Annotated in this window: 25 protein-coding genes; 9 read left to right on the top strand and 16 right to left on the bottom strand. The window is 66.8% G+C overall.

Annotated features, from left to right (window positions below):
* Positions 1-33 precede the first annotated feature (33 nt).
* Entirely contained in the window at positions 34-1035 is a 1002-nt protein-coding gene (locus GR303_RS16080) for an ABC transporter substrate-binding protein (RefSeq protein WP_161724085.1), read from the bottom strand.
* 102 nt (positions 1036-1137) lie between these two features.
* On the bottom strand, positions 1138-2706 hold the full coding sequence (locus tag GR303_RS16075) for an OpgD/OpgG family glucan biosynthesis protein (RefSeq protein WP_161724083.1): 1569 nt from the start codon (positions 2704-2706) through the stop codon (positions 1138-1140).
* A gap of 644 nt (positions 2707-3350) precedes the next feature.
* Between GR303_RS16075 and GR303_RS16070 the strand changes: the two genes are divergently transcribed.
* Positions 3351-4505: a type III PLP-dependent enzyme gene (locus GR303_RS16070; RefSeq protein ID WP_161724081.1), complete on the top strand. Its 1155-nt coding sequence runs from the start codon at positions 3351-3353 to the stop codon at positions 4503-4505.
* 127 nt (positions 4506-4632) lie between these two features.
* The gene (locus tag GR303_RS16065) at positions 4633-5205 is read left to right on the top strand and encodes a GNAT family N-acetyltransferase (RefSeq protein ID WP_161724079.1); all 573 of its coding nucleotides are present in this window, start codon (positions 4633-4635) and stop codon (positions 5203-5205) included.
* Positions 5206-5210: 5 nt separating this feature from the next.
* Here GR303_RS16065 and GR303_RS16060 read toward each other — a convergent pair whose 3' ends face one another.
* A complete protein-coding gene (locus tag GR303_RS16060) occupies positions 5211-6440 on the bottom strand; it encodes an MFS transporter (protein ID WP_161724077.1) in 1230 nt (409 codons plus the stop codon).
* 229 nt (positions 6441-6669) lie between these two features.
* On the opposite strand from GR303_RS16060, the gene GR303_RS16055 reads away from it, so the two are divergent.
* Both GR303_RS16055 and GR303_RS16050 read left to right on the top strand, forming a co-directional pair.
* Positions 6670-8100, top strand: coding sequence for a homospermidine synthase (locus GR303_RS16055; protein WP_161724075.1), 1431 nt, complete (start codon positions 6670-6672; stop codon positions 8098-8100).
* 60 nt (positions 8101-8160) lie between these two features.
* Positions 8161-8499 (top strand): hypothetical protein, encoded by a 339-nt coding sequence (locus tag GR303_RS16050; RefSeq protein WP_161724073.1) that lies wholly within the window; start codon positions 8161-8163, stop codon positions 8497-8499.
* 6 nt (positions 8500-8505) lie between these two features.
* On the opposite strand, the gene GR303_RS16045 is transcribed toward GR303_RS16050, so the two are convergent.
* Genes GR303_RS16045 through GR303_RS16035 form a run of 3 tightly spaced genes read right to left on the bottom strand, consistent with a single transcriptional unit; the run spans position 8506 to position 10333 of the window.
* Complete coding sequence (locus GR303_RS16045) at positions 8506-9027, bottom strand: DUF2937 family protein (RefSeq protein ID WP_161724071.1); 522 nt, start codon at positions 9025-9027, stop codon at positions 8506-8508.
* An 11-nt stretch (positions 9028-9038) separates the two neighbouring features.
* Positions 9039-9317, bottom strand: a complete 279-nt coding sequence (locus GR303_RS16040) for a hypothetical protein (RefSeq protein ID WP_343038465.1) — start codon at positions 9315-9317, stop codon at positions 9039-9041.
* An 8-nt stretch (positions 9318-9325) separates the two neighbouring features.
* The gene (locus tag GR303_RS16035; RefSeq protein WP_161724067.1) at positions 9326-10333 is read right to left on the bottom strand and encodes a WD40 repeat domain-containing protein; all 1008 of its coding nucleotides are present in this window, start codon (positions 10331-10333) and stop codon (positions 9326-9328) included.
* 173 nt (positions 10334-10506) lie between these two features.
* On the opposite strand from GR303_RS16035, the gene GR303_RS16030 reads away from it, so the two are divergent.
* Entirely contained in the window at positions 10507-10749 is a 243-nt protein-coding gene (locus tag GR303_RS16030) for a hypothetical protein (protein ID WP_161724065.1), read from the top strand.
* Between the two features lie 47 nt (positions 10750-10796).
* Here GR303_RS16030 and GR303_RS16025 read toward each other — a convergent pair whose 3' ends face one another.
* The 6 genes from GR303_RS16025 to GR303_RS16000 form a co-directional block, all read right to left on the bottom strand.
* The gene (locus GR303_RS16025; protein ID WP_161724063.1) at positions 10797-11759 is read right to left on the bottom strand and encodes a CobW family GTP-binding protein; all 963 of its coding nucleotides are present in this window, start codon (positions 11757-11759) and stop codon (positions 10797-10799) included.
* A 157-nt stretch (positions 11760-11916) separates the two neighbouring features.
* Positions 11917-12834, bottom strand: a complete 918-nt coding sequence (locus GR303_RS16020; protein ID WP_161724061.1) for a metal ABC transporter substrate-binding protein — start codon at positions 12832-12834, stop codon at positions 11917-11919.
* A 25-nt stretch (positions 12835-12859) separates the two neighbouring features.
* A complete protein-coding gene (locus tag GR303_RS16015) occupies positions 12860-13726 on the bottom strand; it encodes a metal ABC transporter permease (RefSeq protein ID WP_161724059.1) in 867 nt (288 codons plus the stop codon).
* Between the two features lie 9 nt (positions 13727-13735).
* The gene (aztA, locus tag GR303_RS16010) at positions 13736-14485 is read right to left on the bottom strand and encodes a zinc ABC transporter ATP-binding protein AztA (protein ID WP_161724057.1); all 750 of its coding nucleotides are present in this window, start codon (positions 14483-14485) and stop codon (positions 13736-13738) included.
* Between the two features lie 3 nt (positions 14486-14488).
* Entirely contained in the window at positions 14489-14647 is a 159-nt protein-coding gene (locus tag GR303_RS16005) for a hypothetical protein (RefSeq protein WP_161724055.1), read from the bottom strand.
* Between the two features lie 88 nt (positions 14648-14735).
* Positions 14736-16313 carry an OpgD/OpgG family glucan biosynthesis protein gene (locus tag GR303_RS16000; RefSeq protein ID WP_161724054.1) on the bottom strand — a complete coding sequence of 526 codons (1578 nt, stop codon included), beginning with the start codon at positions 16311-16313 and terminating at the stop codon, positions 14736-14738.
* Positions 16314-16466: 153 nt separating this feature from the next.
* Here GR303_RS16000 and GR303_RS15995 point away from each other — a divergent pair, with 153 nt between their 5' ends.
* The 3 genes from GR303_RS15995 (at position 16467) to GR303_RS15985 (ending at position 20187) form a co-directional block, all read left to right on the top strand.
* Positions 16467-17435: a TAXI family TRAP transporter solute-binding subunit gene (locus GR303_RS15995; protein WP_161724053.1), complete on the top strand. Its 969-nt coding sequence runs from the start codon at positions 16467-16469 to the stop codon at positions 17433-17435.
* A 92-nt stretch (positions 17436-17527) separates the two neighbouring features.
* Positions 17528-19819 (top strand): TRAP transporter permease, encoded by a 2292-nt coding sequence (locus GR303_RS15990; protein ID WP_161724052.1) that lies wholly within the window; start codon positions 17528-17530, stop codon positions 19817-19819.
* Positions 19819-20187 carry a DUF1850 domain-containing protein gene (locus tag GR303_RS15985; RefSeq protein ID WP_161724051.1) on the top strand — a complete coding sequence of 123 codons (369 nt, stop codon included), beginning with the start codon at positions 19819-19821 and terminating at the stop codon, positions 20185-20187. The genes GR303_RS15990 and GR303_RS15985 overlap by 1 nt, the downstream gene beginning before the upstream one ends.
* Here the strand turns inward: GR303_RS15985 and GR303_RS15980 are convergent.
* On the bottom strand, positions 20184-20372 hold the full coding sequence (locus tag GR303_RS15980; RefSeq protein ID WP_161724141.1) for a hypothetical protein: 189 nt from the start codon (positions 20370-20372) through the stop codon (positions 20184-20186). The two genes, GR303_RS15985 and GR303_RS15980, sit on opposite strands and share 4 nt — an antisense overlap.
* A gap of 157 nt (positions 20373-20529) precedes the next feature.
* Here GR303_RS15980 and GR303_RS15975 point away from each other — a divergent pair, with 157 nt between their 5' ends.
* Entirely contained in the window at positions 20530-22128 is a 1599-nt protein-coding gene (locus GR303_RS15975; protein ID WP_161724050.1) for a gamma-glutamyltransferase family protein, read from the top strand.
* Here GR303_RS15975 and GR303_RS15970 read toward each other — a convergent pair whose 3' ends face one another.
* From GR303_RS15970 to GR303_RS15960, 3 genes are all read right to left on the bottom strand, one after another.
* A complete protein-coding gene (locus tag GR303_RS15970; RefSeq protein WP_161724049.1) occupies positions 22129-22749 on the bottom strand; it encodes a YitT family protein in 621 nt (206 codons plus the stop codon). It lies immediately after the preceding gene.
* 118 nt (positions 22750-22867) lie between these two features.
* Positions 22868-23890 carry a nickel/cobalt transporter gene (locus GR303_RS15965; RefSeq protein ID WP_161724048.1) on the bottom strand — a complete coding sequence of 341 codons (1023 nt, stop codon included), beginning with the start codon at positions 23888-23890 and terminating at the stop codon, positions 22868-22870.
* Positions 23881-24522: a DUF1007 family protein gene (locus tag GR303_RS15960; protein ID WP_161724047.1), complete on the bottom strand. Its 642-nt coding sequence runs from the start codon at positions 24520-24522 to the stop codon at positions 23881-23883. Before GR303_RS15960 ends, GR303_RS15965 begins: the two co-directional genes overlap by 10 nt.
* Positions 24523-24559: the final 37 nt, after the last annotated feature.

Here is a 24559-nt window from a genome sequence, read left to right as displayed (position 1 = left end):
GCAGCGGGACCGGGGAGCCGGCGCCGATCTCCTTTATCGTTTCAGGTTCAGGCCCACGCCCTTGTTCACGAAGCGGAGCGTGTAGGCCTGCCTGTAGTCGAGATCCGGCTTGAAGAGGCCCGCCCTGACCATCTTGTCGAAAAAGTCCTTCATGCGTGCATCGGTCATGGCGCCGATGCCGAGCGTTTGTGCGTCTCCGGAATCGACGATGCCGCGCTCCTTCATCTTGGAATGCGAATAGTCCAGCAGTTCGTCCGTCATCTCCGGGTTGTCGCGCTTGATGAGCTCCCTCGCCTTCGTGTTGTCGCCATAGAGGTAGTTGTACCAGCCGACCGTGGAGGCATCGACGAAGCGCTGCACCAGATCCGGGTCCTTCTCCACCACCTCGCGGCGGGTCTCCACCGTGGTGGAATAGGTGCTGAAGCCGTGATCGGCGAGCAGGAACACGTTGGGCTTGAAGCCCGCCGCCTTCTCGACGGTCAGGGGCTCGGAGGTGACATAGCCCTGCTGCACCGCCCGCTTGTTGGCGATGAAGGGCGCCGGGTTGAAGCCGTAGGGCCTCACCTGCTCGTCCCTGAACCCGAACTCCGCCTTCATCCACTGGAAGAAGGTGGCAGCTGCATCCTTGGACAGGAGAATGTCGTTCGAGGCCTTCAGGCTCTCGAAGCTGTCGAGTCCCTGGCCCGGGTGGCTGAGGAGCACCTGGGGATCCTTTTGGAAGTGCGCCGCCACCACGACGGTGGGAATGTTCTTCTCCACCGCCGAGAAAGCCTGGATCATGCTGCCGCCCATGTAGAAGTCGAGCTTGCCGACGGTCATGAGCATGCGGTTGCTGGCGCGCGGGCCGCCCGGAACGATGGTGACCTTGAGGCCGTATTTCTCGTAGGTGCCGTCGGCCACGGCCTGGTAGTAGCCGCCGTGCTCCCCCTGCGCGAGCCAGTTCGTGCCGAAGGTCACCTCCGTCAGCGGCTGCGCGAGGGCGCTTCCGGCAAAACCGGCTGCCAGCAGGCCTGCAACACAAGCTCTCAGCGTCATGCGCTCCACCTCCGCCCCGGCCCCCGCCGGACGCGTCAGCTTCTGCGCGGTTCAGCCGGTCTTGGCAAGGTCCGCTGCGTCAGGAACGGGGTCTCGAGGCAGTCATTCCACGGCCCAAGGATAGGTCCAGGTTTCCGTCAGCGCCCGGTTGCCGGCGCGGAGGAAGGCACGCAGGTCCGTGGACTGCCCCGCCTCCAGCCTGACGTCGAGGGCGGCGCGGAAGCCGCCGATATGCGGGTTGGGCATCAGGAAGGAATTGGTGATCTGGCCCGTGGAGGTGGAGGGCACGAGCTGCACCTGCTCGGGCGCGCCCAAGTAATAGGGCAGGTTGCCGCCCGCGAAGTCCACGATGAAGCGGCGATGCCGCGGATCGCTCGGCGCGTTGGATCCGCTGGCGCGGGGCGGCGTCTGGAAGGTGTTGACCGCCTTGCCGCCCGGATGCATGGCGCCGATCGCCGCGGCGGCGCGCAGGCGGTAGGAGATGACGACCTCCTGCCCCGGCTCGTAGGCGCGGTTGGGCTGCCAATAGGCGACGATGTTGTCGTGGGTCTCGTCCGGGGTCGGGATCTCGACCAGCTCGACCCAGCCCTCTCCCCACTGGCCGATGGGCTCGACCCAGTAGCCGGGGCGCTGATGGTAATGCGCCTCCAGGTCCTGATAGTGCTCGAACTCGCGGTCGCGCTGCATCAGCCCGAAGCCGCGCGGGTTGTTGTCGCTGAAGGAGGAGATCGCCTTTCGGCCCGGGTTGCGCAAGGGGCGCCAGATCCACTCGCCCGCGCCGGACTGCATGAGCAGCCCGTCGGAATCATGGATCTCGGGGCGGTAGTCATCCGTCGTCTTGCGAGCGTTCTCGCCCTCGAAATACATGGAGGTCAGCGGCGCCAGGCCGACATTCGTCAGGGCTTGGCGCGGGAAGAGCGTGGCCGTCACGTCGAGGGTCGTCTCCTTCGAGGGATAGATGTCGAACCGGTAGGCTCCGGCGACGGAAGGACTGTCGAGGAGGGCATAGACGACGGCGCGCTCCTCGTTGGGCTTCGGCATCTCGACCCAGAACTCGCGGAAGTGCGGGAACTCCTCCGCCTCGCCGCTCTCCACGTTGATCGCGAGGCCGCGGGCCGAGAGGCCGTATTTCTGGCCGGCTCCGAGGAAGCGGAAATAGCTCGCGCCGAGGAAGGCGATGAGTTCGTCGAACACCTTCGGGTCGTTCAGCGGGTAGTGAAGCCTGAAGCCCGCAAAGCCCAGATTGACCGGCAGCGGCCGCTCGATCTTGTTGCGCCCGTAGTCGAACAGCTCCCGCTGATAGGGCACCGGCGTCGGCACCCCGTCGCGGATCACGTTCACCGTCACCGGGCGCTGGTAGAGGAATCCCAAGTGGAAGAGGTGCATCCGGAAGGGGCCGTTGCCGGAGGCGAGGAGCGCCCGGTCCGGCCGGAAGCGGATGTCGCGGTAATCGTCGAAGCTGAGCCGATTGAGGGGCTCCGGAAGCTGCGCCGCGGCTGCCTCGAAGGGGGCTGCCGACAGCTCGCGGGCCCGGCGCACCACATCCTCGTAGCGAAACGGATTCGGCTGCGGCACTCCGCTCTGCTGCGGCCAGCCGGGCCGATGGGACGCGGAGAGGGCCGTGGCGGCGAGCAGGCTTTGCAGGAGGGTGCGGCGGGACAGGATCGTCATGGCGAAAGGACTGTTCTCGTCGGGATGGGAAATGGCCAGGCTTCGTGAGCGGGATATGGGGCCGCGTCCCTCATCCGTGTAGCTCCGGCACTTAATGGGGGCTGAACGGTGATGCGGACAAGCCACAGGCTCCGGCAGGGTTAAAAAAATCCTCGGAAAGCCCTGAAAAACTCTTGTGATCCCCGGCGAATGTGATTATCTCACCCCTGCCCAATTTCGCACGTGCCTGTGGTCGTGTGTCGGTTGGTGGGCATCCGGACAAGAGGCCGGACAGCCGCCCGAGAGCGCTCTAGCTCTCGATACCCCTAACCGGCAGCCGGAGGCGAAAACCGGCGCACCCCGTTCTCAACGGGGGACGCGACTTAAAGCAACGACGAACGGGCTTTTTTGGTCTCGTTGGCCCTCCAAAGGTCAACACCGAAGAGGCTTGTTTATCATTGCCAGGCGTGCGGATGGAGTATCCCCATCCAATCCAAGGCAGCATCGTCGGGTGAAGAGCCCATCGCCGCTTCTCGTGTCTCCATCGCACGAAGCGGGATGCGATCTTCCCTCGCTGACGCCGGGCGGCAGGACATCCTGACCGTCTGAACTTCAATCCGGAGGCTGAACAAGACCTCCATTGAACCTTTGGTGGGGAGAGCGCCATGACGCAGCGCATCCGTGAATTCCTGCGCAACCGACGTGAGGACGGCCCGTGCGTGGTCGTCGACCTCGAGGTCGTGCGCGACAACTATGCCAAGTTTGCCCGTGCGCTCCCCGACACGCGCGTGTTCTACGCCGTGAAGGCCAACCCGGAGCCGCAGGTGCTCAAGCTCCTGGCCGAGCTCGGCTCGTGCTTCGACACGGCGTCCGTGGTCGAGATCCAGCTCGCGCTGGATGCCGGCGCCACGCCCGACCGCATCTCCTTCGGCAACACGATCAAGAAGGAGCGCGACATCGTTCGCGCCCTCGAGCTTGGCGTGCGCCTCTACGCGGTCGACTGCGAGGCCGAGGTCGAGAAGATTTCTCGCGCGGCTGCGGCAGCAGGTGTCGATGCGTCCGAGGTGAAGGTGTTCTGCCGCATCCTGTGCGACGGCGCCGGCGCCGAGTGGCCGCTCTCCCGCAAGTTCGGCTGCGTGCCCGAGATGGCCGTGGACGTGCTGGAGCATGCCTATCGTCAGGGGCTCGACGCTTACGGCGTGTCGTTCCACGTGGGCTCGCAGCAGCGCAACACCGAGGCCTGGGATCAGGCTCTGGGTTCCGCGTCCGCGATCTTCCGTGAATGCGCCGACCGCGGCATCCACCTGTCGATGGTCAATCTCGGCGGCGGCTTCCCGACGAAGTACCTGAAGACCGTTCCTCAGGTGGAGGCCTATGGCGAGTCGATCTTCCGGGCGCTGTCGAAGCACTTCGGCAACCGCATCCCGGAGACGATCATCGAGCCGGGCCGCGGCATGGTCGGCAACGCGGGCATCATCGAGGCCGAGGTCGTTCTCGTCTCGAAGAAGAGCCGCAATGAGGACGAGGTGCGCTGGGTCTATCTCGACATCGGCAAGTTCGGCGGTCTCGCCGAGACGATGGACGAGTCGATCCGCTACCCGATCCGCACGGAGCACGACGACGACCGCAAGGTGCCGTGCGTGCTCGCCGGGCCCACCTGCGACTCGGCCGACGTTCTCTACGAGAAGGAGCCCTATCTGCTCCCCGTCTCGCTGGAGATCGGCGACAAGGTGCTGATCGAGGGCACGGGCGCCTACACGACCACCTACTCGGCGGTCGCCTTCAACGGCTTCCCGCCGCTGAAGTCCTACGTGATCTAGCTCACGTCCCGCCTGCCTCGTTGAATGAGGCAGGCACAACCCCAACACGTTGTCCCGGACGGCCGGCGCAGGATTGCGCTGGTGCGAGGGCTGTCGCTCACCCCACGCGTTATGGGAGGCCACGGCCATGATCACGATCCGCGAAGAAACCTTCCGCGATGTCGAGCCGCGCGAGGCGCTGCTCGACGCCTGCTTCGGACCCGCCCGGTTCCAGAAGACCTGCGAGCGCCTGCGCGAGGGCCGGCTTCCGGCCGATGGCCTGGCGCTCGTCATCGACCGCGACGACGAGGTCATCGGCACGGTCCGGCTGTGGCATGTCTCCGCCGGCCCGAACCGCCCCGCTCTCATGCTGGGCCCCATCGCCATCGACCCGTCCGTCCAGGGCCTCGGCCTCGGGGGAAAGCTGATGCGCGAGGCGCTCAAGCGCGCGGCCGCGCTCGGCCACAAGGCGGTGCTGCTGGTGGGCGATGCGCCCTATTACGAGCGTTTCGGCTTCTCGACCGAGAAGACCGGCTCCCTCTGGCTGCCGGGTCCTTACGAGCGCGGCCGGTTTCTTGCGCTGGAACTCGAGGCTGGTGCTCTCGACGGTGCGCGCGGGCTCGTCTCGGCCACAGGCGCCTTCGAGCAGAAGCCGGATCTTGAGGCGCTCGTGGCCGCTGCCGCGCAAGGCGCCTTGGCCGGCCTTCGCCCAGGTCACTAAGGGCGCTACCCTTCCGAGGGCCGCAACCGTTCGGCCCTCGGATTGGGCAGCACGAAGGTAATGGCGGCAGCCGCCAGCATGTAGACGACGAACCCGAGGCAGATCGCCTCCAGGCTGATCCCTACGTCGAACAGCAAGCCGATGGCGCCTGGCGTCGCGGCCGACGCCACCACCATGATGGCGCCGGCGAGCGCGCGAATCTTGCCGAGATGCGTGGTGCCGAACAGTTCCGCCAGAACGGCCGCGATCACCACGTTGGTGCAGCCGGAGGTCAGGCCGATCAGCCCGAAGAACATGAGCGGCAGGAACGGCGCGTCGAACAGGGCGAGCGCGAGGGACGCCGCCGTCATGCCTGTCAGGTAGAAATGGCTGAGGCGCACCGCCCCGAATCGGTCGACGAAGCTTCCCGCCGTCATGGCGACCACCACCGACACCAGGGCGAAGAGCGTGATGCTGCTCGCCAGAAGCTCCAGGGACCAGCCCTTCACCTCGGCGATGAAGCGCTGATGGAAGAAATAGGCGGTCATGATGGCCGGGTAGCCGATCATCGTGGGAATGAGCGCGAGAAAGCGCCAGTCGCGCACAATATCGGTCCAACGTGGTCCTGCCTCGCTCGAAGCCATTTTGCGCGTGGACTCCTCAAGGTCCGGATCCTTGCGCCTCAAGGCGAATCCCAGCAGCCAGCCGAGGCCGAGAGCCGCGATGATGGCAAGCGCGGCGATGCGCCAGGTCGCCGTCCATCCGATGGCCGTGATCAGCGCGATGGCAACGGCGGGAAAAATGGCCTCGCCGGCCGGAAAGCCGAGGGCCGCGACGCCCAGAGCCCTGCCGCGGACGCCCTCGTCGAGGCGGGCGGTGCTCATGACTCCCGCGTGGCTCAGCATGCCCTGGCCGAAAAGGCGCAGGGCGAACAGGCTCAGGCCCAGCACGACCACGCTGGGTGCGAGCGAGAGGCTGAGCGCTGCGGCCGCCAGGCCGAGCATGGCCGTGGTGGCGTAGAGGCGGATATCGACCCGGTCGATGACGCTGCCGACCCAGATCATCAGCAGGCCCGAGGAGAGCGTCGCGAGCGAGTAGATGGAGCCGAAGGCGCCGTGGGTCAGGCCGAAGGCATCCCGGATGCCGGGCCCCGACAGGGAGATGAAGAAGGTCTGGCCGAAGGAGGACAGGAAGGTCAGCGCGAACCCCAGGCCGATCACGCGTCCGTGACGCATGAGAAGGTGATGGAATGTCATCGGTTGCCGTCGGGTGGGAGATGCCAAGCTCGGCATCATGAAGCCTTGTTGCGCCATGTCGAGAGCCAAATGGGCATGGCAGGAATGCTGTCCGAGGGGAAACGGCCGTCCGGCGCCGGGAAGTGGCTCCAGGCATTGACCCCAGGGGCCCGTCAATCCTAGATGCGGCCAAACCCGCTATCCGGCGTTTCACCTTTTCCATCGCTGCTTTCGCAAGGAGACAGATCTGATGACCACCTGGCCCGTTCATGGTCGCATCACCGGACCGATCGTGATGATCGGCTTCGGCTCGATCGGCAAAGGCATGCTGCCCCTCATCGAGCGGCACTTCGAGTTCGACAAGAACCGGTTCACGGTCATCGATCCGGTCGACACCGACCGCAGCATGCTGGACGTGCGCGGCATCACCCTGGTCCACAAGGCGCTCACCCGCGACAACTACCGGGAGATCCTCACCCCTCTCCTGACGGAAGGCGGCGGCCAGGGCTTCTGCGTGAACCTGTCGGTGGACACTTCCTCGCGGGACATCATGGAACTGTGCCGCGAGATCGGCGCGCTCTACATCGACACCGTGGCCGAGCCATGGGCCGGCTTCTACTTCGACAAGAGCGCCGGCCCGGCCGAGCGCACCAACTACATGCTGCGCGAGAACATTCTCGATGCGCGCCGGCAGAAGCCCGGCGGCACCACGGCAGTGTCCTGCTGCGGCGCCAATCCCGGCATGGTGTCCTGGTTCGTCAAGCAGGCGCTCCTCAACATCGCCAAGGATACCGGCATCGAGCACGAGGAGCCGAAGTCCCGCGAGGACTGGGCGCGCCTCATGCAGCGCGTCGGCGTCAAGGGCATCCACATCGCCGAGCGCGACACCCAGCGCGCGGAGCATCCGAAGCCCATGGGCGTGTTCGTGAACACCTGGTCCGTGGAGGGCTTCGTGTCGGAGGGCATGCAGCCGGCGGAGCTCGGCTGGGGCACGCACGAAACCTGGATGCCGGAGAACGGCCGCACGCACGACAAGGGCTGCGGAGCCGCGATCTACCTGCTCCAGCCCGGCGCCAACACCCGCGTGCGCACCTGGTGCCCCACGCCCGGCCCGCAATACGGCTTCCTGGTCACGCACAACGAGGCGATCTCGATCGCCGACTACTTCACCGTGCGCGAGGGTGACAAGGTCGCTTACCGGCCCACCTGCCACTATGCCTATCATCCGGCGAACGATGCCGTGCTCTCCTTGCACGAGATGTTCGGCAATGCCGGCAAGGTGCAGGAGAAGCACCACATCCTCACCGAGGACGAGATCGTCGACGGCATCGACGAACTCGGCGTGCTGCTCTATGGCCACGGCAAGAACGCCTATTGGTACGGCTCGCAGCTTTCCATCGAGGAGACCCGCAAGCTGGCGCCCTATCAGAACGCCACCGGCCTTCAGGTGAGCTCCGCCGTGCTGGCCGGCATGGTCTGGGCGCTGGAGAACCCGAATGCGGGCATCGTGGAGGCGGACGATCTCGACTTCCGCCGCTGCCTCGAGGTCCAGATGCCTTACCTCGGCCCGGTGAACGGCTATTATACGGACTGGACGCCGCTCGACGATCGTCCCGGCTTCTTCCCGGAGGACATCGACACGTCCGACCCGTGGCAGTTCCGGAACATCCTGGTGCGGTAGAACCGCTCTCCGCCGTTCCCGGTTGCCGCAAGGCGCCGGGAACGGCACTGAGGATTGAGGATGCCCCACTTCGACGAATTCTATGCCAACAAGCTGCGCGGGGGCCTCGGCGTCACCGATGCCGAGAGCGTGCTCGATCTGCGGGGCGCTTCGCGGGAGCGGGCGGAGGCCTCGATTCAGGACATGCTGGAGCGCAGCCGCTTCGGCACGCGCAAATCCGTGGCCGTGCGCCTCGATCCGCCGCCTGAGGGCGGGGGCGAGACGCTCTTTCAGCCCATCGGCCGCGCGCTCCTGGAGGCCAAGAAGCGCGGCTGGATCGACCGCCTGCAGACCCTGCCGGCGCAGGACGGCCTCGGCTTCTACGTGGTTCTTGCGGGAAAGCCGGACCAGAAGGCTTGAGCCTCTTCAGGCCCGCACAACCCGCTGATTCTTCGGGCGCCGGAACAGACTGCGCAGAAATCCCAGAAACAGCAGGATGCCGCCCCAGACGGCGACGAAGCCGCCGGCAGCCGAAAGCACGCCCTCCTCGGTAACCGGCAGGGCGGGCTCGAAGTCCCGGTAGACCGCTTCCATCACATCCCGGTCCCCGTCGCGCATCATCAGCGCGATGCGCGCGAAGGGGCCGGCCTCCATCATGGAGCCCCGGTGCGCCTCCAGGCGGCTCAGGCGCTCCACGTTGGCCTGCATGGCCGCGCCCTGGCGGCTCACCAGATCGTCGGCGTTGGAGCGCAGGCGCGCGATGGCGCCCTCCCGGGTTTCGCCGTTCGCCTGGGCATCCGCCTCGAAGCGCTGGATCACGTGCCTGAGCTCGTCCACCGCTCCGCCGAGACGCTGACGGTATTGCTGCGCGAATTCGGGCCCCTGCGAGGCGATGCCGCCGCCGAGAAGCCCCAGCCCGAAGGCGACGATGCGGACGATCCGGGACAAGCTTGACCTCCTCAACCCTCAAGCGCCGCGAGGATATCTTGTTCCGCGACCTCGTCGAGGGGCTTGGCGATCTTGAGCGCCCGGGTCTTCCGGCCGGGCTCCATGACCAGGATGACGGTCTCGATCCCTGGGCAGCCGGGATCGTTGCAGGCGATCTCGTTGACGGCGAAGGCGGTATCGGACGAGGTCCGGAGCGCGGCGCGCGCCAGGTCCTTGACCCGGTCGACCGCCCGCTTGTCGGGCTTGGGCAGGCCGAAGGTTCCCCGCAGGAAGGCGCCGAAGAGAGCCACGGGCGATCTCATGCGGGCAGGGTCAGGACGCCGGCCCGGCCGTCCTCGCAGCCGAAGGCGAGACGCCGGCCGGCCTTGTCCCAGGCCATGGCGGTGACGCCGCTGTCCTTGACGGCAGGGCGAACGAGCAGTTCGGAGGCATCGGTCAACCGGATGAGGAGGATGCAGCCGTCCTCGTAGCCCACCGCCAGCACGAGTGAGTTCGGGTGGAAGGCCACCCGGCTGACCTTGGCGGGCCTGACGCCGCATTCCCGCGGTGCCTTGCCCATGGGGCCTTCCTTCGACTCGAACGGCCAGATGATCGCGGCCTCCGCGCCGGAGGTGGCGAGCCACTTGCCGTCTCCCGACCAGGAGAAGGAGCGCGTCTTCGAGGGATAGCCGCTCATGCGCATGTGCCCCTTGTCGGGGATGAGCCGCCAGCCGTGCAGGGCGTTCTCCTGCATCGAGGTCACCACGAAGCGGCCGTCCGGCGACCAGGTGACGTCGAGATGCGAGCCCTTCCACTCGAGCATTTCGGGCTTCGCCTCCACGTTGGGAAACCAGAGCGTGGCGCCGTTGTAATGGGAGATCGCGAGCCGGTAGCCCTTGGGGGCGAAGGCAAGGCCGCGCGCGGTGGAGGGCACCTCGAGAACCTTCTCCCGCCCCCGGTCGTCGCGGGCGAACACGCGCTTGCCGGCCGCATAGGCAAAGGCGCCACCCGCGCTCAGCGCAAGCGAATCGATCCAGGCGCCCTTCGTCTCCGCCAGGGTTCTCGTCGATCCGTCCGGCCCCGTCACGGCCACGCGCCCGTCATCGCCCCCGGTGACGAACCGCTCGCCGTCGCTGGCCGCCACCAGCACGCCCGCATCCGGATGGGCCTCGACCCGGTGGGTCTCGCCCTCCTTCGCCAGCAGGACCCCGCCATCGCCGAGCCCGAGGGCGGCGGTGCCCTTCAGCCAGCCGATGCCGGTGACGTGAGCGCCCGCATCCAGGGGCGTCACGCTTTGGGTCAAAGACGGAGCGGTTCCAGAACTCATCGAAACAATCCCTTCCTGCGGGCTGCCCATACCACAGATTGGCAAATCGGGGACAAGGGCCTTGCGACTTTTGGGGGTGCACCCACCGATGCTCCGCCGGGTTAAGCCTTTTGCGCCTTCGCCCTCCGGCCCCCTCTGGCCCACAATGAATGCTGAATGTGTGGAGTGACGGAATGCGGATCTTCCCCCTCGCTGCGATTGTCCTTGCAACCCTGGCTCCCGCCGGTCTCCGCGCACAGGAGCAGGGGAGGGATCCCTCGGCGAGGGAGGCGCTCAAGGCAGCCTGCGAGAGAGACGCGCGCCTGGTCTACCGCACCGGCTCCAGCACGGCTGAGGACGTTCGGCAGCGGCTGATCGAGGCACGGCGGGCCTATGTGAAGGACTGCATCCAGAAGGGAGCCGCGGTGCGGGGCTGAGCCTCGCGCCTTCATCGGCACCCCATCTTGCCTCGACGCCCGAAGCGTCAGGCTGCGCAGGCCAGGAATCCCTCGCGGATGGCCTTCTCGTTCAGGTCGCGGCCGATGAAGACCACCTTGGAGGTGCGCTTCTCGCCGGGCTTCCAATCACCCTGCACGTCGCCGTCCAGGATCATGTGGACGCCCTGGAAGACAAAGCGTTTCGGCTCGTTGGGAAAAGCGACGATGCCCTTGCAGCGCAGGATGTTCGGCCCCTCGACCTGGGTGAGGTTGGAGATCCAGGGCATGAACTTTTCCGGGTCCACCTCGCCGTCGATGGCAACCGAGACGGACTGCATCTCCTCGTCGTGGTGATGGTGGTGTCCCTCCTCGAGGAAATCCGGCTCGATCTCGATGATGCGGTCGAGATCGAAGGCCTTGCGGTCGAGCACCTCCGCGATCGGGACGGCGCAGTTCTGCGTCCGGTGGAGCCTGGCATAGGGATTGATGGCGCGGATGCGGGCCTCGACCTCCTCCAGCTCCTTGTCCGAGACGAGATCGATCTTGTTGAGGATGATCACGTCGGCGAAGGCGATCTGGTTCTTGGCCTCGGGCGCGTCCTTCAGCCGGTCCGAGAGCCACTTGGCGTCCGCCACCGTCACCACCGCATCGAGGCGGGCGGCGTCGGACACGTCCTGATCCATGAAGAAGGTCTGGGCTACGGGGGCCGGGTCTGCGAGGCCCGTGGTCTCGACGATGATGGCGTCGAACTTTCCCTTGCGCTTCATCAGACCGTCGAGGATGCGGATCAGGTCGCCGCGCACGGTGCAGCAGATGCACCCGTTGTTCATCTCGAACACCTCCTCGTCGGCGCCGACGACGAGCTCGTTGTCGATCCCGATCTCGCCGAACTCGTTGACGATCACGGCATATTTCTTGCCGTGCTGCTCGGTGAGGATGCGGTTGAGGAGGGTGGTCTTGCCGGCTCCGAGATAGCCTGTGAGGACGGTGACGGGGATCTTGTCGGTCATCGCGTTCATCCGCAACTTTCATCCTCCCCTTGAGGGGGAGGATCGGCCGAACAGGCCGAGGTGGGGTGGGAAACACCAAACTGGGCGAGGTCGCGCTGCCACCCCACCCCGGAGCCCTGACGCACTCCGACCCTCCCCCTCAAGGGGAGGGTAGTATTCAGCTCGATAAAGCCGCGCTGAAGGCCCTTATATTGTGTCTCATCATGTCAATGTAAGTGCCGGCGGGGCCGTTTGCCTCCGAGAGCGCGTCGGAATAGACGCGGGCGCCGATCCGGGCACCGGTTTCCTTGGCGATGCGCTCCATCAGGCGGGCATCGGAGACGTTTTCCACGAAAACCGCAGCGATCCTCTCGCGCCTGATCTGCTGGATGATGCGGGCGACGTCCTTGGCCGAGGCCTCCGCTTCGGTGGAGACCCCCTGGGGCGACACGAAGTCGATGCCGTAGGCCGCCTCGAAATACCGGAAGGCGTCGTGGGAGGTGATGATCCTGCGGCGGTCGGCCGGAATGCCGGCCACCAGGCTCTTCACCTCCGCTTCCAGGGCGTCGAGTTGCTTCAGATAGGATGCGGCATTGGCTTCGTAGGCGGACCTGCCGGCAGCGTCGGCAGCGATCAGGGCGTCCCGGATGTTGGCCACGTAGATCCTGGCATTGGCGATGCTCTGCCAGGCGTGGGGATCGTCGCCCCCATGGCCGTGACCATGTCCATGGTCCTCGCCCTTCAGCGGCTTCACGCCCTGGGACGCCTCGATCTTCGCAGCCTTGGTGCCGGAGGATTTGACGAGGCGGTCGATCCAGCCCTCGAATTTCAGGCCGTTGGTGAAGACGATCTTCGCTTCTGTAAGGCGGCGTCCGTCCGCCGGGGTCGGCGCATAGACATGGGCATCGCCGTTGGGGCCGACGAGGGTTGTCACCTCGACCCGTTCTCCGCCCACGTTGCGCACCATGTCGCCGAGGATCGAGAAGGTCGCCACGACCTTCAGCCTGTCCGCGCCCTGCGCTGCGGCCGGCAGGGAGGCGGCGGCAAGGGTGAGGCATCCTGCCAGCCAGGCGAGGGCGGTGCGTCTTGTGGGCATGGGCTTTGATCCTTCAGAGGCGAGATCAGGCTTCCAGATGCTTGCCGGGCCAGGCGAGCCAGAGCAGGCCGCCCTCGCGCCCGAGCAGGAGGGAGAATCCGTAGACGGCGCCGGCCGAGAGAATGATCGCAGGGCCTGCGGGAAGCTCCACGTGAAAGGAGAGCAGCAGGCCGCTCACGCCCGAGACCATGCCGATGAGCACCGAGGCGAGCATCATCTTGGTGATGTCGCCGGTCCAGAACCGGGAGGCGGCGGCCGGCAGCATCATCATGCCCACGGCCAGCAAGGTGCCGAGGGCATGAAAGCCGCCGACCAGGTTCATGACCACGAGGCCGAGGAAAATCAGGTGCGTCGGCGTGCCGGCCCGGCTCACCGAGCGCAGGAAGATAGGGTCCACGCATTCGAGCACGAGCGGACGGTAGAGCACCGCGAGCGCGAGCACGGTCAGCGTGGAGATGGAAGCCAGCAGCAGCAGCGTGTTGTCGTCGAGCGCCAGCACCGTGCCGAAGAGAACGTGCAGGAGGTCCACGTTCGAGCCGCGCAGCGACACGAGGGTCACGCCGAGCGCCAGGGACAGGAGATAGAAGGCCGCGAGCGAGGCGTCCTCCTTCAGCGCGGTGAAGCGCGAAACGAGGCCGGCCGCGACGGCGACCACGACGCCCGCGACCAGGCCGCCAACCGTCATGGCCGGGAGCGAGAGGCCCGCCATGAGGTAGCCCACCGCGGCTCCCGGCAGGATGGCGTGGGCCATGGCGTCCCCGGTGAGGCTCATGCGCCGGAGCATCAGGAACACGCCGATGGGGCCGCCGCCGAGCGCAATGGCGATGATGCCCACGAGCGCACGCTGCATGAACTCGTATTCGGCAAAGGGCGTGTAGACCAGGTCGAGCATGGCAAGCCGTTATGCGACGCTGCGGTGGCACACGTCCGCATGCGGATCGTGGGCCTCCACCATGCGGCGGGCCCTGAGAAGGTTCTCGGGGCTCAGGACCTCGTGCGTCAGGCCCCAGGCCACCGGCTCGCGGGCGATGAGCAGGGTCTGCGGGAAGATGCGCTGGACCATGTCGAGGTCGTGCAGCACGGCCACCACCGTGCGGGACTCGGTATGCCAGCGGCGGACGACGGCGAGCAGGTCGGCAGTGGTCTTGGCGTCGATGGCGGTGAAGGGCTCGTCCAACAGGATCACGGGAGCATCCTGAAGCAGAAGCCGGGCGAAGAGAGCCCGCTGCATCTGCCCGCCGGACAGGGTCGAGATGGGCCGCCGCTCGAAGCCGATGAGGCCCACCGCCGCCAGGGCCTGCTCGATCCTGGTCCTGTCCTGCCGGCCGATGCTGCCGAAGAGGCCGGAGCGAGACCACAGGCCCATGGCGACGAGGTCATAGACAGACAGCGGGAAGGAGCGGTCGATCTCGGCGGCCTGGGGGAGGTAAGCGATGCCCGAGGCCGGGTGCTTGAGGCGGATATGGCCCTCCAGGGGCTTGAGCGTCCCGACGATGCCCTTGAGCAGGGTGGACTTTCCGGCCCCGTTGGGCCCGACCACGGCCATGAGGCTCCCCGCCGGGATTTCCCCGTCGAGATGGTGCACGGCGGGCCGGCGGCCGTAGCCCAGGGTCACTTCATCGAAGCGGATGGCGGAGGGTGCGTGAGACATGCGCTACCCCATGACTCCGAGGACCATCAGCCACAGACCGGCCAGCAGGACGCCGGCTCCGGCCACGCGCTGCCCGACCGAGAGGCGCAGGAGCGAGAAGGTAGGCTCAGCGGCAATTGCCCGGTGCTCGTGGGCATGGTGGTGGTGATGGCCATGGGACATGGCCACCTACATAGACCGATCCCGAGCGGATTTCCAGAGGCGTACAGTATTTTATACGCCCCTTGAACAACTTGGTTTACAAGGCTTTTTAGAAGGCGGGGTGATATTGATAAAGCCAGGTCTCGCTCAGCACCTCGTCGCCGTTGCGCAGGTAGCAGCGCATCTCCACCGGCTCGGTTCCGGTCACGGTCAGGTCGAACTGGGTGCGCCAGTGGCCGGGCACGTTGTTGGGTACGGCTTCGGTGAGGATGTTCGAGAACTCGCCGCGGGAGGCGGTGAGCACGGGATTCGGGATCACGCCGCTCGGCAGCTTGGTCAGGGGCTGGCCGATGAACTCCACCATGAACTTGCGCACGCCCTTCGGCCGGTTGGTGCCCGCCTGGCCGCCATTGCCGAGGCGGGTGGCGATCACCCGGGCCAGCGGCGTCGGATAGGGCTCCTCCGCCGACCAGTGCATGCGATAGCGCAGCTCGAGCGCCTGTCCTGCCCGCACCGGCTCGGCCGGCACCCACATGGCCACGATGTTGTCGTGGATCTCGTCGTCGGTGGGGATCTCCACGAGTTGGACGGAGCCCCGGCCCCAGGCGCCCTGCGGCTCGATCCAGAGGGAGGGGCGGCGGTCGTAATAGACGCCGTCGAGGTAGTGGTCGAAGTTCCGGTCGCGCTGGAGCAGGCCGAAGCCCTTCGGATTTTCGTCGGCGAAGGCCGAGGTGATGATGCGCGGCGGGTTGTTCAGGGGGCGCCAGATGCGCTCCCCGGCACCGGTCCAGAGGGCCAGACCGTCCGAGTCGTGGATCTCCGGCCGCCAGTCGATGGCGGTGGTCTTCGCCTTCTCCGAATACCAGTACATGGAGGTGAGCGGCGCAAGACCGAGGCGGCTTACGTCCTGGCGCATGTAGACCGCGCTGTCGATGTCCATGATGACCGCGGCGGCGCGCTGCATCACGAAGCGGTAGGCTCCGGCCACGCTTGGGCCGTCGAGGAGCGCATAGACGGTGACCGTGTTGGAGCCCGGCTGCGGCGTCTCGAAGTAGACATGGGTGAAGTCGGGGAATTCCTCGCTCTTCCCGAACACGGCCACGTCCACCGCGAGGCCGCGGGCGGAGAGGCCGTACTGGTAGAGCTCGCCGATGGCCCGGAAGTAGGAAGCGCCGAGGAAGGCCACCCAGTCGTTTCTGCGCCAGTCGAGCTTGCCGGTCCGCGCCTCCTGGAAGCGGAATCCGGCAAAGCCCGAATTGTCCGGCAGCTTATGGGCCGGCGAGTCCGCCGGCATGTCGAAGTAGTTGCTGTCGTAGATGATCTCGCGGGCCTGTCCGCCCTCGACCACATGCATGCGCACCGGCTTCTGGAAGAAGCGGCCCAGGTGAAAGAAGGTGACCGGGAACTCGCTGGGGCCGTTGGCCCAGAGCGCGAGGTCCGTCTTGAACCGGATCTTGCCATGGGCGTCGTAATCGATCTGGTGGAGCACCTCCGGGGAGGGGCTGGGCGGCGCCAGGTAAGAGGAACGGGCCATGCTCTGCGCCCGCTTCTTCAGATCGTCGAAGGAGAACGGCGAGGAGGCCCCCATCTTCAGGCCCTGCTGCGCCAGGGCAGGGGCGGAGAATCCCTGGGCGGCAAGGGCCGCCGTGGCGGTTGCGGTTTGAAGGAACTGGCGACGATTGATCATGGATGAGCGCATGTATCTGTGGAGGAGGGCACCCCTACCGACCAAGGTGGCAGGATTAAGTCCCTCTTAGCCTCTTGAGAATTCCTCGTCAGCGGTCAAAGTTACCCCACACACAGGTGCGGCGACGGCTGCGCCACAGATAGGGAGTACGCCATGCATCGAAAAGTCATGCGCCGCCTCGTGGGCGCAGCAACCGCCATCGCGCTGGCCGGAGCAAGCCTTCCCGCCCACGCCCAGGATTTCATCAACGTCCTGACCGGCGGCACCTCCGGCGTCTATTACCCGCTCGGCGTTGCACTCTCCAAGATCTTCACCGACAAGGTGCAGGGCTCCCGTCCGTCGGTCCAGGCCACGAAGGCCTCCGTCGAGAACCTCACCCTCCTGCAGCAGGGCAAGGGCGAGATCGGCTTCACCCTGGGCGACAGCCTCGCCATGGGCTGGGCCGGCGACGAGGAGGCGGGCTTCAAGGGCAAGCTCGACAAGCTGCGCGGCATCACCGCCATCTACCCGAACTACATCCAGATCGTGGCCACCCAGGAATCCGGCATCAAGTCGCTGGCGGATCTCAAGGGCAAGCGCCTGTCCGTCGGCGCGCCGAAATCCGGTACCGAGCTCAACGCCCGGGCGATCCTCCAGGGCGCGGGCCTCTCCTACAAGGATCTCGGCAAGGTCGAGTATCTGCCCTTCGGCGAGTCCGTCGAGCTCATGAAGAACCGCCAGCTCGACGCCACCCTGCAATCGGCCGGCCTCGGCGTCTCCTCGATCCGCGATCTTGCCACCTCCGTGCCGATCGTGGTGGTGGAGATTCCGGCCTCCGTCGTGGACAAGGTCGGCACGCCCTACGTGAAGGCCACGATCCCGGCCAACACCTATGGCGGCCAGACGGCCCCCGTGCAGACGGCAGCCGTCGTGAACTACCTCGTCACCCATTCCGGCGTGAAGGACGAGACCGTCTACCAGATGACCAAGGCGATCTATGAAAGCCTGCCGGACCTGGTGGCCGCCCATGCCGCCGCCAAGGACATCAAGCTCGAGAGCGCGCTCTCCGGCATGCCGATTCCGATGCATCCCGGCGCGCAGCGCTACTTCGACGAAAAAGGCGTCAAGAAGCAGGGTTCGTGATTTCACCCCTCCCTTGATTGACAAACGGGCCGGGGCAGGTGAACTGCTCCGGCTTTTTCGTGACAAGAAGAACGATCCGTGAGGAGCCGCAGATGAGCCAGGGCGTCAACGCTTCCGAACTCGCCCAGATGGAAGCGCCGGCGGAATCCGTGAATCCGGAGCACGGCCTGCCGGAAAGCTTCGGCGAGGGTTTCCTGGGGAGGCTCCTGTTCTGGATCGCCGTCTCGTTCTCCACGTTCCAGATCATCACCTCCTTCGGCATTCCCCTCGACCAGCCCTTCATCGCAGGCTTGAGCCTCACGCATCTCTGGGCCGTCACCATGGTGGCCTGGGCGGCCTGGCTGATCGGGCTTGCCGTTCGCCGCCGCCGCAGCGTCGATGGCATCCTTGCCTGGCTCGCCGTCGCGGTCGCCTTCGGGCTCGTCCTGCGGTTCGGCGGCAGCATGCCGAGCCAGGTGGTGCGCACCCTCCACGTGGGCTTCCTGTGCCTCGTGGCAGGGGCGATGATCGCCAATCACCGCTCGGGCTCCTCGTCCCTGCGCGCCCTCGGCTGGATCGTCGGTGCCGTCAGCTTCCTGGTGGGCCTGTACCACTGGGCCTTCTACGAGGAGCTTGTCGTTCGCGCAGGCGATCTCACGACGGTCGATCTTGCCGTGGGCATCGCCGGGCTCGCGATCCTCATGTATCTCATCTGGCGCGTCATGGGTCCGGCGCTTCCCATCGTCGCGGGCCTGTTCCTGTCCTACTGCCTGTTCGGGCACCTCCTGCCGGCTCCCCTCGACCATCGCGGCTACTCGCTCGAGCAGGTGGTCGAGCACATGTCCTTCGGAACGGAGGGCATCTACGGCACGCCCACGCTGGTTTCGGCCACCTACATCTTCCTGTTCATCCTGTTCGGCGCCTTCATGGAGAAGGCCGGCGTCATCGATTTCTTCAACGACATCTCCATGGCGGTCTTCGGCGACAAGCAGGGCGGTCCCGGCAAGGTCTGCGTGGCGTCCTCCGCGCTCATGGGCACCGTGTCGGGCTCGGGCGTCGCCAACGTGGTGGCCTCGGGCCAATTCACGATCCCGCTCATGAAGCGCTTCGGCTTCCCCTCCGCTTTCGCCGGCGGAGTGGAGGCGACCTCGTCCATGGGCGGCCAGATCATGCCGCCGGTCATGGGCGCCGTGGCCTTCATCATGGCCGAGACCATCGACGTGCCCTACTCGAAGATCGTCGAGGCTGCGATCATCCCGGCGATCCTCTATTTCGCGGCCTGCTATCTGGCGGTGCATCTCGAGGCCGGCAAGCGTAACCTGCGTGGCCTGCCCAAAAGCGAGCTGCCCGATGCTTGGGCCGAGATGAGGAGGAAGTGGTTCCTCCTCGCTCCACTCGGCGTACTGGTCTACCTGCTCTTTGCCGGATACACGCCGCTCTTCGCCGGTGCGGTCGGCCTCTCGCTCACCGTGGCGCTGATCCTCGGCACGGCCATCGCGGCGGGTCTCGGCACGCCGGCCCTGCGCATCGCTTTCTGGATCGGTCTGGCGCTGGTCTCCGCCTATTCGCTCGCTTCGACCGTGACGCTCGTCGTGCTCGTGGTGGCGGCCCTCTCCCTGTGGAACGCCTTTTCGGGTCGGGGACGCACGACCTTGAAAGCCTGCGTCGATGCCTTGGCGGACGGCGCGCGCCAGGCGCTTCCCGTGGGCCTTGCCTGCGCCGTCGTCGGCATCGTCATCGGTACCATGACGCTCACCGGGCTCGGCACCATCGTGGGCACCTGGATGATCTCCATCGGCAAGGAGAACATCTTTGCCGCCCTGGTGCTGACCATGATCTTCAGCCTGATCCTGGGCATGGGCATCCCGACGATCCCGAACTACATCATCACCTCGTCGCTCGCCGCGCCGATCCTGCTGCAGCTCGATGTGCCGCTCATCGTCTCGCACATGTTCGTCTTCTACTTCGGCATCATGGCGGACCTGACGCCGCCGGTCGCGCTGGCCGCTTTCGCGGCAGCCCCCATGGCCAAGGAATCGGGCCTCAAGATCGGCATCCAGGCGGTCAAGATCGCGCTGCCGGGCTTCGTCATCCCCTACATGGCCGTCTATGACCCCACCCTGATGCTGCAGCCGGTGCCGGGGCTGGAGGGGGCAGGCTACTGGCTTGCGGTGGTCTACATCGTCGTCAAGGCCTCGCTCGCCATGACGCTCTGGGGAGTCGCCGCCATCGGCTATTTCCTGAAGCCTCTGGCCTGGTGGGAGCGGATCTGGGCTGCGGCGGCTGCGGGCTTCCTCGTGGCTGCCATTCCGCTGACCGACGAGATCGGCTTCGTGCTGGCGGCGCTCTTCGTGGGCTTCCACGTCTGGCAGACCCGACGGGTCGCCAAGCCCGTCGTCGGCTGATGATCTGCCTTCTGGCCGGCTCCGCGGTCGCGCCCCTCATGGCCGGCGCAATCACCCTGGCCTGGACGCATTCGGTCGAGAGGATCGCCTGGGAGGAGGACTGGCGCTCGACACCGGCAGGGCTCGAACTCGTCGAGGCGCGGGTGCGCGGCTCCGGGGCCGGGATGGAGCCGCCGCCGGAGGCCAAGTTCGGCAGTGGGGTCTGGTCGTGGAGGCCGAACCTGCCGCCTCAGGCCCAGGTGGTCATGCGCCGCTCGGGCGCCACGGCGGACTGGCGGATCTGCATGGCAGGCCAGTGCCGCCCGATGGAGGCCTATGTGCCGCCCGAGGCCGATCCCATCGTGATGAAGGTCTGTGAAAAGCCTTAGGCGCGTCCGGTCAGGGGCTCGACGGCGACGCAGCGGCGCCAGAGGTTCACCAGGATGTAGAGAGCGAACAGGCTGAACAGGCCCATGAGCGCGTAGCCCACGAGGTCGCCGAGCTCGAACAGCCCCGCGATGGCCCAGCCGGCGGCGATCGCGACGCCGAAAACCTCCGCGCCCACCAGGATCATGATGCTGATGATGGTGATCACGTTGCGCCAGTTGGTGCTTTTCGCCTGAGCCACTGCTGCCTCACTTCGTCTGTTGCAAAGGGGACTACCCTAAACGCCCCCTCCGGTGCAAGTTCTCCCCGAATCTCATTCTGTCGCGCCCCATATTCAAGAGCCCATGCCCGAAACCCCCGTCTTCTCGACAGCCGCCGTGGCGGCTCCCCATATCCTCGCGGCCGAGACCGGCCAGACCATTCTCGCTGCCGGCGGCAATGCGATCGAGGCCATGGTGGCCATGGCGGCCACCATCGCGGTGGTCTATCCGCACATGAACGGCATCGGCGGCGACGGGTTCTGGCTCGTGCGGGAGCCCAAGGGCCGCATCCACGCCCTCGACGCCTCGGGACCGGCCGGCGCGCTCGCCACCATCCGGCGCTACCGGGACAAGGGCTACGACGCCGTCCCGCCGCGCGGGCCGGATTCGGCGCTCACCGTGGCCGGCGCCGTCGGGGGATGGGCTCTCGCCCTCGAACTCGCCAAGGCGCTCGGCGGGCAGATGCCCCTCGATCTGCTGATCGGAGACGCCATCCGCTTCGCCCGGGACGGATACCCGGTCTCCCGCTCCGAGGAGCGGTTCAAGACCGGCGAGGAAGCGGCCCTCTATGAGGTTCCCGGCTTCGCCGAAGCCTTCCTGGTCGAAGGCAAGAGAGCGCCGGAGGGCGCGCAGAGGCGAACGCCGCGCCTTGCCGACACCCTGGAGCAGCTCGTCCATGCGGGTCTTGCCGATTTCTACCGGGGCGATGTGGGGCGGGAGATCGCCCGCGATCTGGAGCGGATCGGCAGCCCGATCACCCGCCGCGACCTGGAGACCTATCGCGCCCGCGTGGTGGAGCCTCTCTCGGTCCGGTTGCGGCGCTCGACCGTCTACAACCTGCCGCCGCCGAGCCAGGGGCTCGCCACCCTGCTGATCCTCGGCATGGTCGAGCGCCTCAACGGGCTTCAGGGCGAGACGCCCGAACGCCATCACGGGCTGATCGAGGCCGCCAAGCGCGCCTTCTCCATCCGCGACCGGGTGGTGGCGGACCCCCGGAACCTCGCCCACGACCCGGCCTCCTTCCTGACGCCCCAGGCGCTGGACAGGGAGGCCGCCCTCATCGACATGAAGCGGGCCGCCTCCTTTCCCCTGCCGCGTTCCATCGACGGGGACACCATCTGGATGGGAGCCATCGATCACGACGGGCTTGCCGTGTCCTACATCCAGTCCGTGTTCTGGGCCTATGGTTCCGGCTGCCTGCTCCCGGCGACGGGGATCCTGTGGCACAACCGCGGCACCGCCTTCTCGCTCGATTCTGCCAGCCGCAACCGGCTGGAGCCGGGCCATCGGCCGCTCCATTCGCTCAATCCGGGCATGGCCGTGTTCGACGATGGGCGGGTGCTGTCCTTCGGAGCGATGGGCGGCGAAACCCAGCCTCAATTCCTCAGCCAGATCTTTTCGCGCTATGCAGAGGCCGGCATGGGGCTGGCGGACGCCGTGGAGGCGCCCCGCTGGCTGCTCGATGCGAGCCTGCGCGGCCAGGAGGCCGTGCTGAAGGTGGAGAGCCGTTTCGACCCCGGCCTGATCCGCGGCCTCTCTCGGCTCGGCCATACGGTCGAGGAGATGGACGAGGCCTATTCCGGGCGCTTCGGCCATGCGGGCATGCTGGTGAAGCACCCGCGCAACGGGCGCGTCGAGGCGGTGCACGATCCCCGCTCGGATGGGGGCTCGCTCGGCTTGTGATCAGCTGACGCCGAGATAGCGGCCGGGCTTGTGGTTGATGGCGATGACCAGGTTGATCACGACCGTGGCGAGCAGCGACAGGGCGAACTGCTCCGGCGTCACCACGAACAGGGAGGCCAGCAGGACCAGGGCGTCGACGGCGAGCTGCACGTATCCGGCGGAAAGGCCGTAGCGCTCCTGGGCGTAGAGGGCGAGGATGTTGACGCCGCCCAGGCTCGTGCGGTGCCGGAACAGGATCAGCAGACCCAGGCCCACCAGCATGCCACCGGTCACCGCCGCGTAGACCGGATTGAGGTGCGCGATGCCGAGCCAGGCGGAGGTGAGCCCGGTGAGGAAGGAGACGAGCAGAACGGCCAGGAAGGTGCGGATCGTGAGCTTCCAGCCCATGCGCAGGATCGAGAGCGCATAGAAGGGCAGGTTCACGACGAGGAAGAGGGCGCCGAACTCGAAGCCGGTTGCATATTGCAGGAGGAGGGCGAGCCCCGCCGTACCGCCCGTGAGCAGGGTCGCCTTCGAGAGGAAGGCGACGCCCAGCGCCACGACGAGGGTGCCCGTGAGGCCGGCGGCGACATCCTCGTGGAGACGATGAACATGCGTCGGAGATGGAGCGGATGCGCTCATGGCTTGCCCCTGCAAGAGCATCTCTTATGCCGCCTCTTCGCAGGTGCAGCAACGCATGAGAAAGCGGGGATGGCGGCTTGGATATGCTTCCAGCGCAACCCTCCGGGCGGTGGTGCGCTTACAAGCCGCCCGTGCTCCACAGCCCGTGCAGAAGGCTGAGGCCCAGGACCAGCACGAAGGCGGCGGCGAGCAACTCCAGCCCGGCGATGGCGAGGGCGCCGGACGCACCGCGCCCGCCGGCGAGATTCAACGCCATGGCCTTGAAGAAGACCGCAAGCGCCGCGATGGCGCTGGTGGTGAGCGCGGTGCCCAGGGCCATGGCGAAGGTCGCAGCGATGCCCGCGGCGAACAGGCCCTGCGACAGGGCGAAGACGAGGACGATGAGGGCGCCCGCACAGGGGCGGATCCCGGCGGCGATGGCCACGCCTGCCATCTCGCGCCAGCGGCTCAACCGGTTGATGGCGTCGGGCGGCGGCAGATGGACGTGGTCGCAAGTCTCCTGAACGGCGGCGTAAGGGTTGCGGGCCATCGCCATGACACCCAACACCTTTCCCGCCTTGCGCCAGGTGATGACCGCGCCGAGCAGGGCCACGGCAATGAAGCTCGCCAGCTCAACATTCAGGGCCAGCTTGTTCATGGTGGCGGCGGTGGCGCGCAGCACGAGGTTCACGCCGGACACGATGGCGATGGCCACCGATGCCTGCACGAGGGCGGCCGCCAGGCTCAAGGCGACGCCTTTGCGCAAGGCCTTCTCGTCCGCCACGAGATAGGCGGAGATCACGGCCTTGCCGTGGCCCGGTCCGGCTGCGTGGAAAACGCCGTAGGCGAAGCCGACGAAGAGGAGGGAGACCAGGGCCGAGCCGTTCTCCTTCATCTCCCGCACGCCTGCCCGAAGGCTTCCATAGAACTCCGATTGCACCGACAGGATCCAAGCCCCGATGCTCCCTGACGGGACCGCCTCGCGCAGGCCGATGCCGAACGGGCTCCGCGGCGGCGGCTTGCTCACGGGCCCGAGCCACAGGCCGATCAGCCCCATCGCCGCTGCCACAATGGCGACAGCGGCCAGCATGATGCCGAGCCGCCGTCGCAGCGGCGCCCGGCCGGGATCGGAGAGGGCGGGGGCGTCGGACGTCAAGGACATGCGATGATGGCCCTGTTGGCATATTCGATGCCGAAGTCCTGCGGCTGGATGGCGCCCTCGTCCTGCAGGATCTTCTGCATGGTGGCATCGAGCGGCTTGGCCTTCGCGATGCTGGTCACGCAGCCCTGGGGTGCGTTGGCGAGCGACACGGCCGCCTGGCCATCAGTCAGGCTGAAATAGACGAAGAAGGTCGGATCCTCGATCTCGACGGACACCGCCCCCGAGGGCGGCACGGGCGTCTTGAGGGGCAGGAAGAAGGACATGGCCACCTGCTTGTCGGTCATGCTCATCCGGGCTTCCCGGGGCGGGTCGAAGGTCTGCGGCTTGCCCCGCGCCTTCAGCACCGTGAAATACTCGAACTCGATGAGGGATGCGGCGTTCTCATCCGCCAGCCCCTGCAACTCCTCCGGAGAAAACTTGCCGTCGCCGTTCTTGTCCAGCCCTTGCGTGACATAGGCCGTATAGGCCTCGTCGAAGGTCCAGTGGTGGCGGATGCCGGTCACTTTGCCGTCGGGCGCGAAGACCACCTCCGCCTTGGCTGTGACCCACACGTGGGGATGGGCGAGAGCCGGCGCGGCCAGGCTCCATACGAGGGCCGCCAGGGAAAGTTTCAGTCCGGTCAGGCGCGTCATGGATCGACCTTGGAGAAGCGAGGCTTCCGGCGAGAGC

The organism is Microvirga arsenatis, assembly GCF_009910705.1.
Lineage (GTDB): Bacteria > Pseudomonadota > Alphaproteobacteria > Rhizobiales > Beijerinckiaceae > Microvirga > Microvirga arsenatis.
The sequence above is the reverse complement of the archived record's forward strand: the minus strand, read 5'-3'. Positions and strand labels throughout refer to the sequence as shown.

What these genes read in the sequence shown, in the direction of transcription:
- GR303_RS16055 (WP_161724075.1), top strand. Translation starts at nt 6,670, where the DNA reads ATGACCACCTGGCCCGTTCATGGTCGCATCACCGGACCGATCGTGATG.
- GR303_RS16080 (WP_161724085.1), bottom strand. Translation starts at nt 1,035, where the DNA reads ATGACGCTGAGAGCTTGTGTTGCAGGCCTGCTGGCAGCCGGTTTTGCC.
- GR303_RS16075 (WP_161724083.1), bottom strand. Translation starts at nt 2,706, where the DNA reads ATGACGATCCTGTCCCGCCGCACCCTCCTGCAAAGCCTGCTCGCCGCC.
- GR303_RS16015 (WP_161724059.1), bottom strand. Translation starts at nt 13,726, where the DNA reads ATGCTCGACCTGGTCTACACGCCCTTTGCCGAATACGAGTTCATGCAG.
- GR303_RS15975 (WP_161724050.1), top strand. Translation starts at nt 20,530, where the DNA reads ATGCCCGAAACCCCCGTCTTCTCGACAGCCGCCGTGGCGGCTCCCCAT.
- GR303_RS15970 (WP_161724049.1), bottom strand. Translation starts at nt 22,749, where the DNA reads ATGAGCGCATCCGCTCCATCTCCGACGCATGTTCATCGTCTCCACGAG.
- GR303_RS16000 (WP_161724054.1), bottom strand. Translation starts at nt 16,313, where the DNA reads ATGATCAATCGTCGCCAGTTCCTTCAAACCGCAACCGCCACGGCGGCC.
- GR303_RS16050 (WP_161724073.1), top strand. Translation starts at nt 8,161, where the DNA reads ATGCCCCACTTCGACGAATTCTATGCCAACAAGCTGCGCGGGGGCCTC.
- GR303_RS16005 (WP_161724055.1), bottom strand. Translation starts at nt 14,647, where the DNA reads ATGTCCCATGGCCATCACCACCACCATGCCCACGAGCACCGGGCAATT.
- GR303_RS15995 (WP_161724053.1), top strand. Translation starts at nt 16,467, where the DNA reads ATGCATCGAAAAGTCATGCGCCGCCTCGTGGGCGCAGCAACCGCCATC.
- GR303_RS15985 (WP_161724051.1), top strand. Translation starts at nt 19,819, where the DNA reads ATGATCTGCCTTCTGGCCGGCTCCGCGGTCGCGCCCCTCATGGCCGGC.
- GR303_RS15965 (WP_161724048.1), bottom strand. Translation starts at nt 23,890, where the DNA reads ATGTCCTTGACGTCCGACGCCCCCGCCCTCTCCGATCCCGGCCGGGCG.
- GR303_RS16070 (WP_161724081.1), top strand. Translation starts at nt 3,351, where the DNA reads ATGACGCAGCGCATCCGTGAATTCCTGCGCAACCGACGTGAGGACGGC.
- GR303_RS16020 (WP_161724061.1), bottom strand. Translation starts at nt 12,834, where the DNA reads ATGCCCACAAGACGCACCGCCCTCGCCTGGCTGGCAGGATGCCTCACC.
- GR303_RS16065 (WP_161724079.1), top strand. Translation starts at nt 4,633, where the DNA reads ATGATCACGATCCGCGAAGAAACCTTCCGCGATGTCGAGCCGCGCGAG.
- aztA (WP_161724057.1), bottom strand. Translation starts at nt 14,485, where the DNA reads ATGTCTCACGCACCCTCCGCCATCCGCTTCGATGAAGTGACCCTGGGC.
- GR303_RS16060 (WP_161724077.1), bottom strand. Translation starts at nt 6,440, where the DNA reads ATGACATTCCATCACCTTCTCATGCGTCACGGACGCGTGATCGGCCTG.
- GR303_RS15960 (WP_161724047.1), bottom strand. Translation starts at nt 24,522, where the DNA reads ATGACGCGCCTGACCGGACTGAAACTTTCCCTGGCGGCCCTCGTATGG.
- GR303_RS16025 (WP_161724063.1), bottom strand. Translation starts at nt 11,759, where the DNA reads ATGACCGACAAGATCCCCGTCACCGTCCTCACAGGCTATCTCGGAGCC.
- GR303_RS16030 (WP_161724065.1), top strand. Translation starts at nt 10,507, where the DNA reads ATGCGGATCTTCCCCCTCGCTGCGATTGTCCTTGCAACCCTGGCTCCC.
- GR303_RS16035 (WP_161724067.1), bottom strand. Translation starts at nt 10,333, where the DNA reads ATGAGTTCTGGAACCGCTCCGTCTTTGACCCAAAGCGTGACGCCCCTG.
- GR303_RS15990 (WP_161724052.1), top strand. Translation starts at nt 17,528, where the DNA reads ATGAGCCAGGGCGTCAACGCTTCCGAACTCGCCCAGATGGAAGCGCCG.
- GR303_RS15980 (WP_161724141.1), bottom strand. Translation starts at nt 20,372, where the DNA reads ATGATCCTGGTGGGCGCGGAGGTTTTCGGCGTCGCGATCGCCGCCGGC.